Raw genomic sequence first — 18,103 nt, 5'->3', positions numbered from 1 at the left:
CCCGGGCCACCTGACGCCGCCGACGGCGCGAAGAGTTGTGGCCTGTTGCTGTTCCCGACTCCGGGAACAGCAACGGGCCACAACTCTTGCGAGGTGGGTGCGGCGCGGGAGCGCGGCAGAACGTGGGCGGGTGCGCGGCGCGGGAGCGCCGCCTCAGTCGACGGCGAGCGCGGCGACCGGGGAGACGCGCGTCGCCCGCCGCGCGGGCAGCAGCGACGCCGCGACGGTGATGAGCAGCGTCACCAGCAGCACACCCGCGACGGTGACCCACGGGATGCTCGGCATCATGATGCGCCCCACCAGGGACCCGAAGGTGGCCTGCGCGCCCACCCAGCCGTAGAAGACACCGAGCAGCAGGCCGAAGATCGCCGACGAGGCGATCATGGCGACGGCCTCGGTCACGATCATCCGCCGCACCTGCCCCGCCGTGAACCCGAGCGCCCGCAGCAGGCCGAGCTCGCGCCTGCGCTGCATGACGCTGAGCGACAGGGTGTTGACCATGCCGACCGCGGCGAGGAGCACCGAGAAGCCCAGGAGCACGCTCATGATGGCGGTCGTGACGTCGATGACCTGCTCGAACGCGGCGTACATCTCGGGCTCCATCTCCCCGAACTCGAGGGTGATGGTGCGGAACGTCTCCGTGGCGACGGCAAACATCGTGACGAGCGTGATGCCGATGACGAGGCCGATGACCGCCCTGCTGCTCCGCGACGGGTTGCGCACGGCGTTGGCGGCCGCGAGCCGCGGCACCGGGCCGCGCCCCAGCGCCCTCCCGGCGAGGCTCATGAGGGGCGGGAGGATGACCGGCGAGCCGATGACGACGCCGACGAACGACAGCATGCCGCCGCCGACGCTCACGAGCACACCGGTCGGGCTGGCGAGGCCCAGGAAGACACCGCCGACGAGCATCGCGACGCCCAGGACGATGAGGATGACGGCCGTGACGCTCCGCCCGCGCCCGGCGCGCAGCTCCTGCATGGTCGGCTCAGCCGTGGATGAGGTCGCCGCGATCGGGGACACCGACAGGACTCGGCGGGAACCCACCCAGGACGCGATGATCGTCGCCGCGGTGACGGCGATGACGGGGGCGAGCACCGCGGGATGCACGATGGGGAAGGTGAACGGCTCGAGTGCGCCGTTCATGATCGCGAGCTGCGCGCCGAGGGCGGTCAGCCCGATGCCGAGGACGGCCCCGGCGAGCGCGCCCGATGCTCCCTGCACGAGTCCTTCGCGGACGGTCCGGGATCGGAGCGACTTCCCCGATGCGCCGATGAGGCGCAGCAGCGCGATCTCCTTCGTGCGCCCGGCGATGACGGTCGCAACCGAGTTGGAGGTGACCACGGCGCCCACGAAGAGGGCGATCGTGAAGAACAGGGCCGCGACGGTGCCGAGCACCGTGGCGAGCTGGCCGATCTCGCTGAGGCCCATGGCGTCGAAGTAGGCGGCGAGGTCGGCGACGATCATGATGAGCACCGTGCCGAAGGCGGCCGACAGCGCGGACACCAGCACGACAGCCGCACCTCCGCTGTTCTGCTGCGACTCCGGGGCGCGCCGTGGCTTGCCGGCGCTCCGGGTCCCCGCACTGCTCGCGGCGGTCGCGGTTCCGGCGGCGCTCATGCTGCCGTCTCCATGGAGAGCATGAGGTTGGAGATCTCGGCGGCGCTCGTGCGGGGCCGGTCGGCGACGACCTTGCCGTCGGCGAGGAACACGACACGATCGGCGTGGCTGGCGGCGATCGGGTCGTGCGTCACCATCGCGATCGACTGGCCGTACTGGCTGCTCGCCGTGGAGAGCAGCGACAGCACCTCTCGCCCCGTCTTGGAGTCGAGGTTTCCCGTCGGCTCGTCGGCGAAGATCAGCTTGGGCCGCGTCGCGAGGGCTCGCGCGATGGCAACTCGCTGCTGCTGCCCACCGGACAGCTCGTAGGGGCGGTGCGCGAGTCGCTGCGCCAGGCCGAGGGTCTGGATGAGGTGCGTGATCCACTGCTCCTCGTCGCGGGAGACGGACCGGCCGTCGAGGTCGAACGGCAGCATGATGTTGCCGCGCACATCCAGCGTGGGCACGAGGTTGAAGGCCTGGAAGATGAAGCCGACCGCTCGGCGTCGGAGCACGGTCAGCTCGGCGTCGTTCATGCCCGTGATCTCGGTGTCGCCGAGGAACACGCGGCCGGAGGTGGCGCCGTCGAGCCCCGCCATGACGTGCATGAGCGTCGATTTGCCGGAACCGCTCGGGCCCATGATCGCCGTGAACTCGCCGCTTCGGATGCCGAGGCTGACGCCATCGAGGGCCGCGACGCTGCCGTGGGTGCCGTAGATCTTTCGAACGTCGACGACGCTCGCGACAAGGGAGGATGTGGTGTTCATGTCGACGACGCTACGGATGGCAGCGCGCACGCCGCGTCCGCCCCTGGTCTCGCCCGCATGGTCCTCTGGGATGACACTGCCGCGCCTCGCGTCCAGCCTCCGACCGAGGTTCGAGCAATAGCCTGACCGCATGGCCTCCCCAACGCTCGTCTGGTTCCGTGACGACCTGCGCCTCCACGACCACCCGGCTCTGCACCTTGCCCTGGAACGCGGCGGGCCCGTCATCGCGCTGTACGTGCTCGATGAGGAGTCCCCCGGTGTGCGCGCGCTCGGAGGCGCAGCCAAGTGGTGGCTGCACCACAGCCTCGATGCCCTGCGCGCGAGCCTCGAAGACATCGGTGGGTCACTCGTGCTGCGCCGCGGGCGCGCCGAGGAGGTCGTGCCGAGCGTCGCCGAACAGGCAGGCGCGGGCCTCATCGTCTGGAACCGCCGCTACGGCGGGGCCGAGCGCGACATCGACGCACGCATCAAGCAGGGCCTCATCGATGGCGGTGCCGAGGCCCGCAGCCTCCCCGGCTCGCTCCTCACGGAGCCGTGGCAGATCCAGACAGGGCAGGGCGAGGCGTACCGGGTGTACACGCCGTTCGCCAACGCCTGCCAGAGCCGCTTCGACCACGAGCCCCCGCGGCTGCCTCTGCCAGCACCGGAGGCGCTCCCCCACGGTTCGAGGGCGACCTCCCTCGACTCCGACGCGCTCGACTCGTGGCAGCTGCTGCCAACCAGGCCCGACTGGGCCGAGGGACTGCGCGAGGAGTGGACGCCGGGTGAGCAGGGCGCCCACGACCGGCTCGAGGAGTTCCTCGACGGAGTCGTCGACGGCTACAAGGCGGACCGAGACCGGCCGGACCTCGTGGGAACGAGCCGGCTGAGCCCGCACCTCCGCTGGGGCGAGATCTCTTCCGCGCAAGCCTGGCATGCACTCGACGGGCTGACCGGGGAAGGCGCGGCGACCTTCCGGCGTGAGCTCCTCTGGCGGGAGTTCGCCTGGCACACCCTGTACAGCTTCCCCGAGCTGCACACGCGCCCGTGGCGCGCGTCCTACGAGGACTTCCCGTGGCCTGAACTCGACCGCGACGCCCTCGAGGCGTGGCAGCGGGGCAGCACCGGCATTCCCATCGTGGATGCGGGGATGCGGGAACTGTGGCGCACCGGCAGCATGCACAACCGCATCCGCATGGTCACCGCCTCGTTCCTCACCAAGCACCTGCTGACGGACTGGCGTCGAGGGGAGGAGTGGTTCTGGGACACGCTCGTCGACGCCGACCAGGCGTCGAACCCGTTCAACTGGCAGTGGGTCGCCGGTTCTGGAGTGGATGCCGCCCCCTACTTCCGCGTCTTCAACCCGGAGCGACAGGCCGAACGCTTCGACCCGCACGGGGCGTACGTGCAGCGCTGGGTGCCGGAGGCCGGGACAGAGGACTATCCGGCACCGATCGTCGGACTCAAGGAAGGCCGGGAAGCCGCCCTCGCGGCCTGGCGGGAGGTTCGCTGACGCCGAGCCCGCTGCGAGCGACGTATCTCTCCGAACTGTCGGAGGCCGGTGCTACATTGCCCGCACGCTCAGGTCGCAGGGAAGTCGAGCGACGCACGCTGACGAACACCAAGGGGAACATCATGGTCGAGTACCGCATCGAGCTCGTCGGCCTTCCGGTCGCCGACGTCGACCGCTCGCGAGCCTTCTACGGCGACACACTGGGATGGCCGGTCGACCACGACCAGGTCGTGAGCGACGAGATCCGCTTCGTTCAGGTCACTCCTCCTGGCTCCGCCTGCTCCATCGCCTTCGGCAACGGCATCAGCGAGATGCAGGCCGGTTCGCTGCGAGCCCTCCAGTGCGTTGTCACCTCCATCGAGGAGGCGCACGCCGACCTCAGCGGCCGCGGTGTCGGGGTGAGCGACATCGACGACCAGCCCTGGGGCCGGTTCGTGTACTTCGCCGATCCTGACGGCAACACCTGGTCGATCCAGGAGCTGCCCGACTACTCGAAGATGGCCGCCTCACAGGAAGAGCACGGCATCGACGCGCCACGTTGACCAGCGTCTCTCACCCGCCCAGCGCACCGGCCAGCGGACTCCCGCAACCCGCGGGTCCCGCACCATCCGTCGGTCTTAAACCATCCGCTAGTCCCACACCACTCGAAAGAAGGACGCAGAACATGACTGAGAAGAAGAACGGCTACGAGGAGTTCAAGGTCTCCGGCGAGAACCTGCTCGGCAAGGTCAAGGAGCTCATCCACGAGGGCAACGTGCGTCGGGTGTTCATCAAGAACGACGACGGCACCACCCTCCTCGAGATCCCGCTGACGGCGGGCCTCGCGGTCACCGTCGTGGCGGCTGCGCTCGCCCCCGTCCTGGTGGCTGTTGGCGCCATCGCAGCGCTCGTCACGCAGGTCACGGTTGGCGTTGACCGGCGGGAGCCTGGCTCGGCTTCCGACGCGGACGAGAGCCCCGTTGGCGCCGACGGCGTCCCGAGGAGCGACGTCGCTGCCCCGGCACCCTCAGCGCAGGCCACCGACCCCGACCTCGGCCCGACCACGTCGTAGCTGCGAGTCACCGGGGGCCCGTGGCGCCAGGACACCTGCCGCCACGGCCTCCGGCCCCCAGGGGTGTGAAGCTCGGGCTTGCTACGCTCTGTGGATCCCCAGAGTCGAGAGGCGCGTGCAGAGTGCCAGAACCAGAGACGCTCACCCCGAGGTCGGCCGCCGAGCTGGCGGCCGTCACAACGCTCACGGAGCAGTCGGGAGACGCCGCCGAGCTCGGCGCGCGACTGCGTGCGCTCCGCGAGGAGGCCGGGCTCTCGCTGAGGGAGCTGGCTCGACGACTCGACATCTCCGCGAGCGCCGTATCGCAGATCGAGCGGGGCGTCATGCGCCCGAGCGTCAACCGGCTCATCGCGATCGTCGGTGAGCTCGGCGCATCCATCACCGACGTCTTCGCTGGAGGCACGAGCTCCTACGCGGAGCGCTCGAGCTTCGGCAGCTACAGCCTGCTCCGCAGGGGCGAGATCGCGGCGGTGACGCTGGAGAGCGGCGTCGTCTACCGGCGACTGTCCGGCTCGCGCACCTCGGGCATCGACCACTTCGAGTCGACCTTCCCGCCCATGACGTCCGCGAGCGCCGGCGACTCCGCCTCGTTCGCCACCCACGCGGGGGTCGAGTCAGGGGTCGTGATCTCCGGGGAGCTGACGGTCGAGGTGCACGGCGACACCGTGACGCTGCGCCCTGGTGACTCGATCACGTACTCGTCGGAGACCCCGCACCGGGTGAGCAACCGCAGCTCGCAGCCGTGCGTCGCGAACTGGGTCATCGCTCGCGCGCCGCAGTCCGATCCCAGCAATCCGCTCTTCTCGGAGGCGCGCGCCTCCCACGGCTAGCCGGTTCGCCGCGTCGTCGCCGCGAGCGGCTTCTGCTGTCGCGCCTGCCGCCGCCTCCGTTCCCGAAACGCACCGAAATCTCGCTTTTACCTCGCTGAAATCTCCCGCCGGGCGTGAAGGGATAGCTTTACGGCTAGCCACCACGGAGGGAAACCAGCTTTGCTCATCAGCGAATACAACCGGCTCGGCGAAGCCAGCGCCATCGACTTCGCAGCGACGCTCGTCGCGATCCCCAGCTTCACGGCCGCGCTCGCCAGCTCTCGCCCGTTCGCGTCGAAAAGCGAGCTTCGGGAACGTGCCGCCGAGGCCGCCGCCGCCTGGGACGACGAGGAGGTGGAGCTCGCCCTGGCCGGCCACCCGCGCATCGGCGAGCGTCCTGACCGATCCGAGCCAGGCGCCGAGCACTCGGCGCGCGAGCAGGGAGCGGTGCAGGGGGCGGAAGCGGATGTGCTCGCCCGCATCGCGGAGGGCAACCGACGCTACGAGGCTCGCTTCGACCGCATCTTCCTCGTCAGAGCCGCAGGCCGCACGCCAGCCGAGATCCTCGCGCAGCTCGAAGAGCGCCTCGGCAACGACGATGCGACCGAGCTCGCCGTCGTCGCCTCCGAGCTGCGCGACATCACTCTCCTGCGACTCGACGAATCGGTGACAGAGTGACCAGCCAGATCACGAGCCACGTGCTCGACAGCTCCGTCGGACGTGCCGCCGAGGGCGTCCGCATCCACCTCCGAGCCCTCGGAGGCCAAGAGCTGGCGCGGGCCGTGACGGATGCGGACGGTCGCGTCTCCGACCTCGGCCCGGCCCTCCTGCCCGCCGGAACCTACGAGCTCGTCTTCGAGACCGGCGCCTACTTCGCGGCGCGCGGCGTGGACACGTTCTACCCGCACATCACCGTCGCGATCGAGATCACCAGCGCCGACTCGGGGTCCGGCGACGAGACCCCACCGCACTTCCACGTGCCACTCCTGCTCAGCCCGTTCGCGTACTCGACCTACAGGGGGACCTGACCATGACCGATGTCACCGTGAGCCTCGGCGCCAACAAGTACGGCAAGGCGGAGAACCGCCTCGTCAAGATCACCCGAGACACCGACCGCCACGAGATCGAGGACCTCAACATCACGAGCCAGCTCCGGGGCGCAGCGCTCGTGAGCTCCTACCTCGAGGGAGACAACTCGCTGGTCGTGGCGACCGACACCCAGAAGAACACCGTGTACGCGTTCGCACGCGAGCACGGCGTCGGCTCACCCGAGAGCTTCCTGCTGAAGCTCGGCGCGCACTTCGTCGACGCGTTCGAATGGATCGACGGCGGCCTCTGGCAGGCGGAGCAGTTCGCCTGGGAGCGCATCCTCGTGGACGGCGACGAGCACGACCACGCCTTCGTCCGCAAAGGGCAGGCGACCAGGCTCGCGACCGTGCAGAAGATCAACGGCACGACCCACGTCACGGCAGGCCTCAAGGACCTGACGGTACTCAAGTCGACGGGCAGCGAGTTCCACGGCTTCCCACGCGACAAGTACACGACGCTCGTGGAGACGACCGACAGGATCCTCGCGACCTCGGTCACCGCCCGCTGGCGCTACACCCCAGAGGCCGTCGAGGCAGAGCCCGACTACAACGCTCTCTACGAGGGGATCTCGGCCGCACTCGTCTCCACCTTCGCGACCGTGCACTCCCTCGCACTGCAGCAGTCCCTCTGGCAGATGGGCAAGGCCGCGATCGAGCAGTTCCCCGAGATCGCCGAGGTGCGCTTCGCGATGCCCAACAAGCACCACTTCCTCGTCGACCTCTCGCCGTTCGAGCTCGACAACCCCGGCGAGGTGTTCTTCGCCGCGGACCGCCCGTACGGCCTCATCGAAGGAACCGTCATCCGAGACGGCGTCGCACCGGCGCCCGAAGCGTGGACCGACACGCCCTCGTTCATCTAGCACCCGCAGCAGCGCACCACACCCCCGCTCAACACGGTGGCGCTGTCTGTCGACCCCAAGAGAGGTCACCTCATGTCTCCAGAACCCAACATCCCGGCAGCGTCCGAAGCGGCAGCTGCAACAGCCGCGACCAAGTCATCGGCGGCCGCGACCCGCCCGGAGGACGAGCGCCTGAGCCCGGCGACGACGATCGGCTACGGCGTCCAGCACATCCTCGCGATGTTCGGCGGCGTCATCGCGGTACCCCTCATCGTGGGCGGCGCGGCAGGCCTCGACGTCGGCCAGAAGGCGCTCCTCGTGGCCTGCGCACTCTTCGTCAGCGGCGCCGCGACCATTCTGCAGACCATCGGCGTGCCCTACTTCGGCTCGAAGCTGCCGCTCGTCCAGGGCATCTCGTTCGCCGCCGTCTCGACCATGCTCGCCATCATCGGCAACAACGGCGAGGCCGGCCTGCAGACCGTCTTCGGCGCGGTCATCGTCGCCAGCGCCATCGGCCTCATCGTCGCGCCGTTCTTCGCCAGGATCGTGCGCTTCTTCCCCTCCGTCGTGACCGGGTCCATCATCACGGTCATCGGCCTCTCCCTCATGCCTGTCGCCGGGAGGTGGGTGACCGGCTCCGACCCGACCGCAGAGGGCTTCGCCTCCGCTGACAAGATCGGCCTGGCGCTCTTCACCTTCGCGGTGGTCCTCATCCTGAGCAAGATCAGGGCGCTCTCCCGTCTCGCCGTCCTCCTCGGGCTCGCCATCGGCACGGTCGGCGCGCTCCTCATGGGGCAGGCCGACTTCGATGCCGTCGGGTCGGCATCCGTCTTCGCGTTCCCGCAGCCCTTCGCGTTCGGCATGCCCATCTTCGAGATCGGTGCCATCGTCTCCATGACCATCGTGATCCTCGTCATCATGGTCGAGACCACGGCCGACGTGCTCGCCGTCGGCGAGGTCGTCGGCACCAAGGTCGACTCCCGCCGAGTCGGCGACGGACTCCGAGCCGACATGGTGTCCTCGCTCATCGCGCCCGTCTTCAACTCGTTCCCCGCGACGGCCTTCGCCCAGAACGTCGGGCTCGTCGCCCTCACCGGCATCAAGAGCCGCTTCGCCGTCGCGGCCGGCGGCGGCCTCCTCGTGATCCTCGGCCTCTCCCCGATGGCCGCGGCCGTCTTCAGCGTCATCCCGAGCCCCGTGCTGGGAGGCGCCGGCATCGTGCTCTTCGGCAGCGTCGCGGCGAGCGGCGTGCGCACCCTCTCCAAGGTCGACTACACCGGCAACAACAACATGATCATCGTCGCCTCGTCGCTCGCCTTCGGCCTCATCCCGGTCGTCTCCCCGCAGTTCTGGCACGCCTTCCCGGACTGGTTCGTGACGATCTTCGACTCCGGCATCAGCTCAGCGGCTATCGTCGCCGTCGTCCTCAACCTCTTCTTCAACGTGTGGCTGCCAGGCACACCGAGCACGCCGTCGAACCTTGCCGCGGCCCCGGCGATGCGTGTCCAGACCGAGGAGCTCCGTGTGCTGAAGTCCGGCGGCTCCCTCGACGAGCACTCCTACGAGCCGGACACTGCACCCGTCGAGCACGGGACCCGGGCGCGAAAGGCGGGGCCAGAAGAGAGCTGAGCACCCGGCGGGGTGCGGCGCCGTCGGAATGCTGCCAGCCCCGCCGCGGTTGCACTGCTGTGTCACGGGGTGACAGCCCACTTCGACACGACGGAAGGCGATCACATGAAGGTGTTTCTGACCGGGGCGACCGGCTACATCGGCTCCGCAGTCCTGCGGGCGCTCCTCGCGAACGGCCACGTCGTGACGGCGGCCGTGCGCAACGAGGAGAAGGCGGCCACCGTACGCGAGGCCGGCGCGAAGGCCGTTGTCGTCGACCTGCGCGACCGCGCAGCGCTCGCCCCGCTGCTCCGCCAGGCCGAGGGTGTCATCCACACCGCCTCCGGACCCGAGGTGGACCCGGTCTTCGTGCCTGCCGTGCTCAACGAGCTCGTGCACTCCCCCACGCAGTTCGTCCACACAAGCGGCATCTGGCTCTTCGGCGACAACCCCGCCATCACGGAGGAGTCGGAGCCGAACCCGCCCGAGATCGTGTCCTGGCGGGTCGCGATCGACCGCCAGGTCATCAACAGCAACGTGAACACGGCCATCGTGGCGCCAGCGGTCGTGTACGGCGGGCGGGGCGGCCTCACCCAGCTCCTCGCCGGTGACGGCTCCGCACCGATCCCGCTGGTCGGCGACGGCACGCAGCGCTGGACACTCGTGCACGTCGACGACCTCGCCGACCTCTACGTGCGGGTCCTCGAGAAGGGCGCGGCCGTCGGCTACGTCATCGCCGCCGGCGGCGAGAACCCGACGGTGCGGGAGATCGCAGCGTCGGCCTACCGGGGCATCGAGGAGATGCCGGAGCTCGTCGAGGAGACGGCCGACGAGACCCGCGCACGACTCGGGTCCGACCTCGCGGGGGCGCTCCTGCAGGACCAGGCGGCAACCGGTCGGTACGCGCGCGAGGCCTACGGCTGGGTGCCGACCCCGGCGGACTGGCTCGGCACCGACCGCAGCTGAGCCGCGGACGCCAGACTCCGTAGGCTTGGCCCGTGAGCACCCTCGATGTGCCGGACGTCGACCGGCGGAGCCTGCCCCTCTACGAGGCGGGCTCCGTCGACGTTCCATACGTCATCGACGGCATGGACGAGTCGATCCAGCGCAACACGTTCTGGGAGGAGCACTCCCACCCCACGCACGAGCTCATCTGGAACACGCGGGGCGCCTCGTCGCTGACCGTGGGCTCGCGCACCTGGACCATCACACCGTCAGTCGGCCTCTGGATTCCCGCCGGTGTGCGCCACACAGCGTGGACCCCAGCTGGCACCTGGTACCGGACCGCGATGTTCAGCGTGCAGACCACCGTGCCGATCGCCGACGAGCCCGTGGCGGTCGACGTGACCGACCTCCTGCGTCTCCTCCTCGACCGACTCGTCGAGCCGGGTCTCCACGCCGCGTCCCGGGCCACGACCGAGGCGATGGTGCTCGACGTGCTCGCGCCGTCTCCGTACGAGCTGCTCACGCACGTCCCCGCCTCGGAACTGCTGGCACCGATCGTCGCGGCGGTGGACGCCGACGTGCGAGCTGCCGGCACCCTCGACGAGTGGGCGGCGCGGCTCGGAGTCAGCGCGCGCACCATCACGCGCCAGTTCCAAGCGGAGACGGGGCTCGGCTTCAGCCGCTGGGTCGCCGCGTCCCGCATCCAGCGCGCGATCGTGCTGCTCACCGAGGGCGAGCGCATCGACGATGTCGCGGCGGCCGTCGGCTTCCGCTCGGCGAGCGCCTTCGGGACGGCGTTCCGGCGGGTGACCGGTTCGAGCCCCGGGCGGTTCCGCGCGCAATGAGCCCGGTGCTCCCGCACCTGCTCCACCCGTGTCCGTTTCGCGAAGGATCGTGTCGGTTCGCCTCGATTGCAAACCAGGCGCGCGTCCCTTAGCTTTGGTAAGGCACGCCTAACAGGGAACGATCTCGAGCCCGGCCGGCTGCCGCTGACTTCGACGCCTCGCCCCGCCTCTCCGCCGCCCGCCGGCGATGATCGGCGCGCGGCAAATGCTTCAGCTCCGCCCCCGAAAGGACACCATGCCCCGCGCCTCCAAGCTCGTCGCGCTCGCCGCGACCGCGTTGCTCACCGCAGGCCTCGCCGCCTGCTCGACCTCCCCGGCCGCCGACACCGGTGCGGAGCCCGGCTCGGCGAGTGGCGACTTCACGCCGATCACCATCGAGCACGCGCTCGGCACGACCGAGATCACCGAGAAGCCGGAGCGCATCGCGACCGTCAACTGGGCGAACCAGGAGGTCCCCCTCGCGCTCGGCGTCGTCCCCGTCGGCATGGCCCGCGCAGACTTCGGCGACGACAACGGCGACGGCATCCTCCCCTGGGTGAGCGAGAAGCTCGACGAACTCGGCGGCGAGACGCCAGTTCTCTTCGACGAGACTGACGGCGTCGACTTCGAGGCAGTCGCCGACACGAACCCCGACGTCATCCTCGCCGCCTACTCGGGCCTCACGCAGGAGGACTACGACACGCTCTCCGAGATCGCGCCGGTCGTCGCCTACCCGGAGACAGCTTGGGCGACCTCGTGGCGCGACATGATCCGCCTCAACAGCCAGGGCATGGGCCTCGAGACCGAAGGCGACGCGCTCATCACCGAGCTCGAGGGCGAGATCGAGGCCACGGCCGCGAAGTACCCGTCCATCCAGGGCAAGAAGACGATGTTCCTGACGCACGTCGACGAGACCGACCTGAGCCAGGTCAGCTTCTACACGACGCACGACACGCGGAGCGCCTTCTTCGAGGACCTCGGCATGACCTTCCCGCAGAGCCTCGTCGACGCCTCCGCGAGCACCGACCAGTTCTCGCAGACGATCAGCGCCGAGCAGACCGACACGCTCGCCGACGTCGAGATCATCGTCACCTACGGTGGCGAGGAACTCGTCCAGACCCTCCAGGGCGACCCGGTCCTCTCGCAGATCCCCGCCGTCGCGAACGGCTCGATCGTCAACCTGCCAGGCACCGAACCGCTCGGCACGGCCGCGAACCCGACGCCGCTCTCCATCTCGTGGATCCTCGACGACTACGTCGCACTCCTCTCGCAGGCAGCCGACAAGGTCCAGTGACCCTCACCGCTCCTCCCGCAGCCGCCGGGGGTGTCGCCACCGTGCGACGCCCCCGGCGGCTGCGGGCGCTGTGGTTCATCCTCGCGCTCGCCTCACTGGGAGCGCTGGTCGTCGTCTCCGTCATGATCGGCTCACGCGACGTCAGCTGGGCGGATGCGGTTGCCGCGCTCGGCGGCTCGACCAACGGCTTCGACGAGGCCGCGGTCGCGAAGCGCATCCCACGAACCTTCCTCGCCGTCGCGGTCGGTGCCGCGCTCGGCGTCTCCGGCGCCGTCATGCAGGGCGTGACGCGCAACCCGCTCGCAGACCCGGGCATCCTGGGCGTCAACATGGGGGCATCCCTGGCCGTCGTCACCGGCATCGCCTACTTCGGCCTGACGTCGGCGTCCAGCTTCATCTGGGTCGCCATCACCGGCGCCGCCTTCGCGGCCGTGTTCGTCTACGTGGTCGGCTCCCTGGGCAGAGGCGGCGCGACCCCGCTCAAGCTCGCACTCGCCGGGGCGGCGACCTCGGCAGCCCTCGCGTCCTTCGTGACCGCCATCATCCTGCCCCGAGGCGACATCAGCCAGAGCGCCAGATCCTGGCAGATCGGCGGTGTCGGCGGCGGAACCTGGGACAGCATCTCGCAGGTGCTGCCCTTCCTGATCGTCGGGTTCCTCATCAGCCTCCTGTCGGCGAAGGGGCTCAACTCGCTCGCACTTGGCGATGACCTCGCGGCGGGCCTCGGCGAGAAGGTCGCGCTCACGCGCGGCGCCGCGGCCCTCGGCGCCGTCATCCTCTGCGGCGCGGCGACCGCCGTCACCGGCCCCATCGCGTTCGTCGGCCTCGTCGTGCCGCACGCCTGCCGCCTCATGTTCGGCGTCGACCACCGCTGGGTGCTGCCGTTCTCGGCCGTCGTCGGGGCGTCGCTGCTGACGGGCGCAGACGTCCTGGGGCGCATCCTCACCCGCCCCTCCGAGATCGACGTCGGCATCATCACCGCCATCATCGGAGCCCCCATCTTCATCTGGATCGTCCGCCGCTCGAAGGTGCGTGCCCTGTGACCGCAACGCGCGCATCCGACCGTCGCTCCCCCGCCTCGTCGCCGAAGTCGCTGGCCCCCTCCTCACCCAACTCGGCGATCGAGGCGACAGCACGCGCCGTCGCCGCCAGCCGCGGCCGACGCTCCGCGCGCCGCCGCCTGCTCATGCTCGTGCTCGTCGCGCTCATCGCGGTCGTCTTCGTGTTCTCGCTCATGTTCGGGCAGACCTTCTACGGCATCGACCAGGTCATCGCCGTCATCATGGGCCAGGACGTGCAGGGAGCGACCTTCACGATCGGACGCCTCCGGCTCCCCCGCGCCGTGCTCGCGATCCTCGCGGGCCTCTCCTTCGGCCTCGCCGGCGTCACCTTCCAGACGATGCTGCGCAACCCCCTCGCGAGTCCGGACATCATCGGCATCTCCTCCGGCGCCAGCGCAGCCGCCGCGTTCGGCATCATCACCCTGTCCCTCGGCGCGAGCGAAGTCTCGTTCTTCGCGATCTTCGTCGGGCTCGGCGTCGCGATCCTCATCTACGTGCTGTCGTTCAAGGGCGGCGTCACCGGCACGAGGCTCATCCTCATCGGCATCGGCATCGCGGCGATGCTCGACAGCATCACCAACTACGTGCTCTCGCAGGCCGCGCAGTGGGACCTGCAGGAAGCGCTGCGCTGGCTCAACGGCAGCCTCAACGGTGCATCCTGGAACGCCATCACGCCGGTGGCCATAGCGATCGTCGTACTCGTGCCCATCCTCCTCGCGCAGAGCCGCAACCTCGCCGCGACGCAGCTCGGCGACGACACGGCGGCCGCGCTGGGGGTGCGCGTCAACCGGACGAGACTCGTCGTCATCGTCACAGCGGTCGGCGTGCTGTCCTTCGCGACCGCCGCCGCCGGACCCATCGCGTTCGTCGCATTCCTCGCCGGCCCCATCGCCGCGCGCCTCTTCGGCGGGGGCGGGTCGCTCCTCATCCCCGCCGGGCTCGTCGGCGCCCTGCTGGTGCTCGTCGCCGACCTCGTCGGCCAGTTCCTCCTCGGCACCCGCTACCCCGTCGGCGTCGTCACCGGTGTGCTCGGCGCACCGTTCCTCATCTACCTGATCATCCGCACGAACCGCGCGGGAGGCTCACTATGACCGCAGACCACACCCTCCTCGTCGAGAAGCTGAGCCTCGGCTACGGCGACCGAGTCGTCATCGACGAGCTCGACCTGCTCGTGCCGCCCGGCAAGGTCACCGCCATCGTCGGCGCGAACGCGTGCGGGAAGTCGACGCTGCTGCGCTCCATGTCGCGGCTCCTCTCGCCGCGAGACGGGCACGTGCTCCTCGACGGCAAGGAAGTGCACAAGACACCGGCGAAGCAGCTGGCGCGGCTACTCGGACTCCTCCCGCAGTCGCCGATCGCCCCAGAGGGCATCACGGTCGCCGACCTCGTGGGCCGCGGCCGCCACCCGCACCAGAACCTCCTCTCCAGGTGGAGCCACGACGACGACCTCGCCGTCGCCGCCGCCCTCGAGGCGACCGAGACGACGGCGCTCGCCGACCGGCACGTCGACGAGCTCTCCGGCGGGCAGCGTCAGCGCGTGTGGATCGCCATGGCGCTCGCCCAGCAGACCGACCTCCTGCTGCTCGACGAGCCGACGACCTTCCTCGACGTCAGCCACCAAGTCGAAGTGCTGGACCTCCTCACCGACCTGAACCGCTCGCGTGGCACCACGATCGTCATGGTGCTGCACGACCTCAACCTGGCAGCCCGCTACGCCGACCACCTCATCGCGCTCGCCGACGGCGGACTCCACGCTGCCGGTCAGCCCGGCGACGTGCTCACGGTCGACACCGTGCGCGCCGTGTTCGGACTCGAGAGCCTCATCGTCGACGACCCCGTCTCCGGCCGACCGCTCATGGTGCCGATCGGGCGACACCACTCGCCGGGCGCATCCGTCACGCACTCCGAAGGTTCATCCGCGACAATTGGTGCTCGCACAACCGTGTGATGCACGCGCGCCAGCACCGGCCCGCCTGCCAGACGAAGGACAGGAGGCGGCGCATGAGCGATGCAGGCGTCGAAGTCCTCGCCTCCGTCTCGCCGCCCGCTGAGGGCGCGAGCAGCTCGGAGTCGCCCGCGCCGCTCGCGGAACGTGCCGAGGAGGCCGTGCCCGCCGGCTTCCCGTCGCCCGCGCAGGGCTACTACACCGGGCCAGTGGACCTCAACCGGCACCTCATCAACGACCCCGCGGCGACCTTCATCGTGCGCGTCAGCGGCGACAGCATGATCGGAGCCGGCATCTTCGACGGCGACGAGATCATCGTCGACCGCTCCCTCGAACCGCACGACGGCAACGTCGTCATCGCCGTCGTCGACGGTGAGCTCACCGTCAAGCGCCTCCGCTTCGACCACGGCCGCGTTCGACTGGTCCCCGAGAACCCCGCCTACGCCGACATCGTGCTCGAGGAGCAAAGCGAGCTCACCGTGTGGGGCGTCGTCACGAGGTGCCTGCACCGTGTCTGAGCCAAGCCAGCCTCATGACGCCCCGCAGTCAGCGATCGCGATCGTCGACGCCAACAACTTCTACGCATCCTGCGAGCGCATCTTCGACCCGAGCCTCGAGGGGAAGCCCATCGTCGTGCTCTCCAACAACGACGGATGCGTCATCGCGCGCTCGGAGGAAGCGAAAGCGGCGGGAATCCCGATGGGTGCTCCCTGGCAGGCCATCGCGCCAGAAGCGGCGATGAAGGGCGTCGTCGCCCGATCGAGCAACTACGAGCTCTACGGCGACATCAACGCGCGCACCATCGAACTCCTCGGCCGGTACACGCCGTCGCAGGAGGTCTACTCGATCGACGAGAGCTTCATCCGCCTCCCGGGCAGCCGTGCGGAGGCGCTCGCCGTCGCGCGGGAGATCAGGGTCGCCATGCGCAAGCTCATCGGCATTCCCGTGAGCATCGGCATCGCGCCGAGCAAGACCCTCGCCAAGCTCGCGAACCGCGGCTCCAAGTCCGAGCCCTCGCTCGGCGGGGTCTGCCACCTCGACTCCTACGGCCGGGAGCAGCTGAGCGGCATCCTCGGCACGATCGACGTCGGAGACGTGTGGGGCGTCGGCCGCAAGATGGCGGCGAAGTACGTGGGCCTCGGCATCCGCACCGCCCTCGACCTCCGAGAGTCGTCGCCGACCGCGATCCGACGACGCTACGGGGTCGTGCAGGAGCGAGTCGTGCAGGAGCTTCGCGGCGTCGACTGCCTCCCCATGGATGAGGTGCCGTCGGAGCGCGAGCAGATCCAGTTCTCGAGGTCGTTCGCCGTGCCCATCTCGACCGTGCAGGAGCTCGAGGAGGTGCTCTCCGTGTACACGCAGCGCGCCTCGGCGCGACTGCGGTCGCAGGGCTCACTGGCCCGGGCGATGAGCTGCTACGCGGCCACCTCCCCCTTCCGAGAGGGGCACGAGTCGCACGCCGTGTCCGTCGCCTTCCCAGAGCCCACCGATGACCCGGTCGTCCTGTTCCGAGCCGCCGCAACGGCCCTGGGCCCGCAGCTGCGCAGCGACCTGAAGTACGTGCGGGTGGGCGTCTCGCTGTTCGAGTTCGTCGCTCGGGACTCCTATGCCGCGCTCGACATCTTCGGCGAGCGCAGCGAGGACCGGCGCGTGGGGGAAGCCCTCGACGCCGTCGCCGCGAAGTTCGGGCAGGAGTCGCTCGGCCTGGGCATCGCGGGACTGCGCGGCGGCCGAAGCTGGACGATGCGGCGCGAGATGATCTCCCCGCGCGCCACGACGCACTGGGATGAGCTGGCGGTCGTCAAGGCGGAGTGAGTTCGGGGACTCGGCGGCTGGGAATAGCTGCGAACGGGGGCCTGTTGCATTGCGTGTGACGACAGCAGCGCAGAACGCACCCCAGACCTCTCCGCAAGCCAGCCCAGAGCAGGCACCGATCCGCATCGACATCTGGTCGGACATCGCGTGCCCCTGGTGCTACATCGGGAAGCGGAAGCTGGAGAGCGGCATCGAGCAGTTCTCCGCGTCGGGCGATGCCCCGGCCGTGGAGGTCGAGTACCACAGCTACGAGCTGTCGCCGGATACGCCCATCGACTTCCACGGGTCGACGACCGAGTATCTCGCCGAGCGCAAGGGACTCCCCCTCGTGCAGGTGGAGCAGATGCTCGACCGTGTGACCGGCATCGCAAAAGACGTCGGCCTCGACTACGACTTCGACTCCGTGCAGCACGTGAACACTGTGCGCGCCCACGAGCTCATCCACTTCGCCAAGGCGAACGGCCGCCAGCTCGAGGCCAAGGAACGCCTCCTCAAGGCCTACTTCGTCGAGGGGCAGGACCTCAGCGACATCGCCGTGCTCGCCGACCTCGCAGAAGAACTCGGTCTCGACCGGGCCGCCGCAGTCCACGCTCTGGAGGAGCGTGTGCACCACGACGACGTGCTCGCCGATCAGCAGCAGGCGCAGGCCTACGGCATCCAGGGCGTGCCCTTCTTCGTCATCGACGGCAAGTACGGTGTCTCCGGCGCCCAGGAAGCCGCGACCTTCGCCGACGTCCTCGCAAAGATCACCAGCGACCGCGAGGAAGCGAACGCATGAGCAACGAGACCGGCCTGAGCGACGCCAGCACGACTGCGACCACGATGCTCGACGAGCTGCCAGGAGCAGAGGCAGAGGCCCCGACCGACGGGGCGGCTCCGGCCGCCGGCGGTTTCACGATGCTCGGCGCAGCGGGGACCGCCTGCGAAGGCGACTCATGCCTCATCTGAACGTCACCTCGGCTCCGGTGT

The 18,103-nt window shown here is 69.7% G+C and carries 20 protein-coding genes; 18 read left to right on the top strand and 2 right to left on the bottom strand.

Annotated elements, in window-relative coordinates; all coding sequences use genetic code 11:
- Positions 1-153: 153 nt before the first annotated feature.
- Both F8O03_RS07265 and F8O03_RS07260 read right to left on the bottom strand, forming a co-directional pair.
- Positions 154-1,617, bottom strand: a complete 1,464-nt coding sequence (locus F8O03_RS07265) for an ABC transporter permease (protein WP_244296020.1) — start codon at positions 1,615-1,617, stop codon at positions 154-156.
- Positions 1,614-2,363 (bottom strand): ABC transporter ATP-binding protein, encoded by a 750-nt coding sequence (locus tag F8O03_RS07260; protein ID WP_104252958.1) that lies wholly within the window; start codon positions 2,361-2,363, stop codon positions 1,614-1,616. Before F8O03_RS07260 ends, F8O03_RS07265 begins: the two co-directional genes overlap by 4 nt.
- A 130-nt stretch (positions 2,364-2,493) precedes the next feature.
- Between F8O03_RS07260 and F8O03_RS07255 the strand changes: the two genes are divergently transcribed.
- From F8O03_RS07255 to F8O03_RS18050, 18 genes are all read left to right on the top strand, one after another.
- On the top strand, positions 2,494-3,855 hold the full coding sequence (locus F8O03_RS07255) for a cryptochrome/photolyase family protein (RefSeq protein WP_151423284.1): 1,362 nt from the start codon (positions 2,494-2,496) through the stop codon (positions 3,853-3,855).
- A gap of 122 nt (positions 3,856-3,977) precedes the next feature.
- On the top strand, positions 3,978-4,397 hold the full coding sequence (locus tag F8O03_RS07250) for a VOC family protein (protein WP_151423283.1): 420 nt from the start codon (positions 3,978-3,980) through the stop codon (positions 4,395-4,397).
- Between the two features lie 122 nt (positions 4,398-4,519).
- The gene (locus tag F8O03_RS07245; protein ID WP_104252700.1) at positions 4,520-4,906 is read left to right on the top strand and encodes a DUF4342 domain-containing protein; all 387 of its coding nucleotides are present in this window, start codon (positions 4,520-4,522) and stop codon (positions 4,904-4,906) included.
- Between the two features lie 122 nt (positions 4,907-5,028).
- Entirely contained in the window at positions 5,029-5,736 is a 708-nt protein-coding gene (locus F8O03_RS07240; RefSeq protein WP_208851818.1) for a helix-turn-helix domain-containing protein, read from the top strand.
- 159 nt (positions 5,737-5,895) lie between these two features.
- Positions 5,896-6,393: a 2-oxo-4-hydroxy-4-carboxy-5-ureidoimidazoline decarboxylase gene (gene uraD, locus F8O03_RS07235; protein WP_151423282.1), complete on the top strand. Its 498-nt coding sequence runs from the start codon at positions 5,896-5,898 to the stop codon at positions 6,391-6,393.
- Positions 6,390-6,743: a hydroxyisourate hydrolase gene (gene uraH / locus F8O03_RS07230; protein ID WP_151423281.1), complete on the top strand. Its 354-nt coding sequence runs from the start codon at positions 6,390-6,392 to the stop codon at positions 6,741-6,743. The genes uraD and uraH overlap by 4 nt, the downstream gene beginning before the upstream one ends.
- Positions 6,744-6,745: 2 nt before the next feature.
- Positions 6,746-7,663: a factor-independent urate hydroxylase gene (gene pucL, locus F8O03_RS07225; RefSeq protein WP_151423280.1), complete on the top strand. Its 918-nt coding sequence runs from the start codon at positions 6,746-6,748 to the stop codon at positions 7,661-7,663.
- A gap of 72 nt (positions 7,664-7,735) precedes the next feature.
- Positions 7,736-9,271 (top strand): nucleobase:cation symporter-2 family protein, encoded by a 1,536-nt coding sequence (locus F8O03_RS07220; RefSeq protein ID WP_151423279.1) that lies wholly within the window; start codon positions 7,736-7,738, stop codon positions 9,269-9,271.
- A 105-nt stretch (positions 9,272-9,376) separates the two neighbouring features.
- Entirely contained in the window at positions 9,377-10,216 is an 840-nt protein-coding gene (locus tag F8O03_RS07215) for an NAD-dependent epimerase/dehydratase family protein (protein WP_151423278.1), read from the top strand.
- A 32-nt stretch (positions 10,217-10,248) separates the two neighbouring features.
- The gene (locus F8O03_RS07210; protein ID WP_244296018.1) at positions 10,249-11,040 is read left to right on the top strand and encodes a helix-turn-helix domain-containing protein; all 792 of its coding nucleotides are present in this window, start codon (positions 10,249-10,251) and stop codon (positions 11,038-11,040) included.
- A 235-nt stretch (positions 11,041-11,275) separates the two neighbouring features.
- A complete protein-coding gene (locus tag F8O03_RS07205; RefSeq protein ID WP_151423277.1) occupies positions 11,276-12,313 on the top strand; it encodes an iron-siderophore ABC transporter substrate-binding protein in 1,038 nt (345 codons plus the stop codon).
- Positions 12,310-13,356 carry a FecCD family ABC transporter permease gene (locus tag F8O03_RS07200; protein ID WP_151423276.1) on the top strand — a complete coding sequence of 349 codons (1,047 nt, stop codon included), beginning with the start codon at positions 12,310-12,312 and terminating at the stop codon, positions 13,354-13,356. Before F8O03_RS07205 ends, F8O03_RS07200 begins: the two co-directional genes overlap by 4 nt.
- 50 nt (positions 13,357-13,406) lie before the next feature.
- Positions 13,407-14,465, top strand: coding sequence for a FecCD family ABC transporter permease (locus tag F8O03_RS07195; RefSeq protein WP_416375788.1), 1,059 nt, complete (start codon positions 13,407-13,409; stop codon positions 14,463-14,465).
- Positions 14,462-15,322, top strand: a complete 861-nt coding sequence (locus tag F8O03_RS07190) for an ABC transporter ATP-binding protein (RefSeq protein ID WP_151423275.1) — start codon at positions 14,462-14,464, stop codon at positions 15,320-15,322. Before F8O03_RS07195 ends, F8O03_RS07190 begins: the two co-directional genes overlap by 4 nt.
- A 53-nt stretch (positions 15,323-15,375) precedes the next feature.
- Positions 15,376-15,837, top strand: a complete 462-nt coding sequence (locus tag F8O03_RS07185) for a LexA family protein (protein ID WP_104252691.1) — start codon at positions 15,376-15,378, stop codon at positions 15,835-15,837.
- Positions 15,830-17,134, top strand: a complete 1,305-nt coding sequence (locus F8O03_RS07180) for a Y-family DNA polymerase (RefSeq protein ID WP_151423274.1) — start codon at positions 15,830-15,832, stop codon at positions 17,132-17,134. The genes F8O03_RS07185 and F8O03_RS07180 overlap by 8 nt, the downstream gene beginning before the upstream one ends.
- A 55-nt stretch (positions 17,135-17,189) precedes the next feature.
- Positions 17,190-17,912 (top strand): DsbA family oxidoreductase, encoded by a 723-nt coding sequence (locus F8O03_RS07175; protein WP_244296016.1) that lies wholly within the window; start codon positions 17,190-17,192, stop codon positions 17,910-17,912.
- Complete coding sequence (locus tag F8O03_RS18050) at positions 17,909-18,082, top strand: hypothetical protein (protein ID WP_167516515.1); 174 nt, start codon at positions 17,909-17,911, stop codon at positions 18,080-18,082. The genes F8O03_RS07175 and F8O03_RS18050 overlap by 4 nt, the downstream gene beginning before the upstream one ends.
- Positions 18,083-18,103: the final 21 nt, after the last annotated feature.

Origin of the sequence: Pseudoclavibacter terrae, assembly GCF_008831075.1 — a bacterium.
Taxonomy (GTDB): domain Bacteria; phylum Actinomycetota; class Actinomycetes; order Actinomycetales; family Microbacteriaceae; genus Pseudoclavibacter; species Pseudoclavibacter terrae.
Note: the sequence above shows the minus strand (reverse complement) of the source record. Positions and strands in the feature narration are given on the sequence as shown.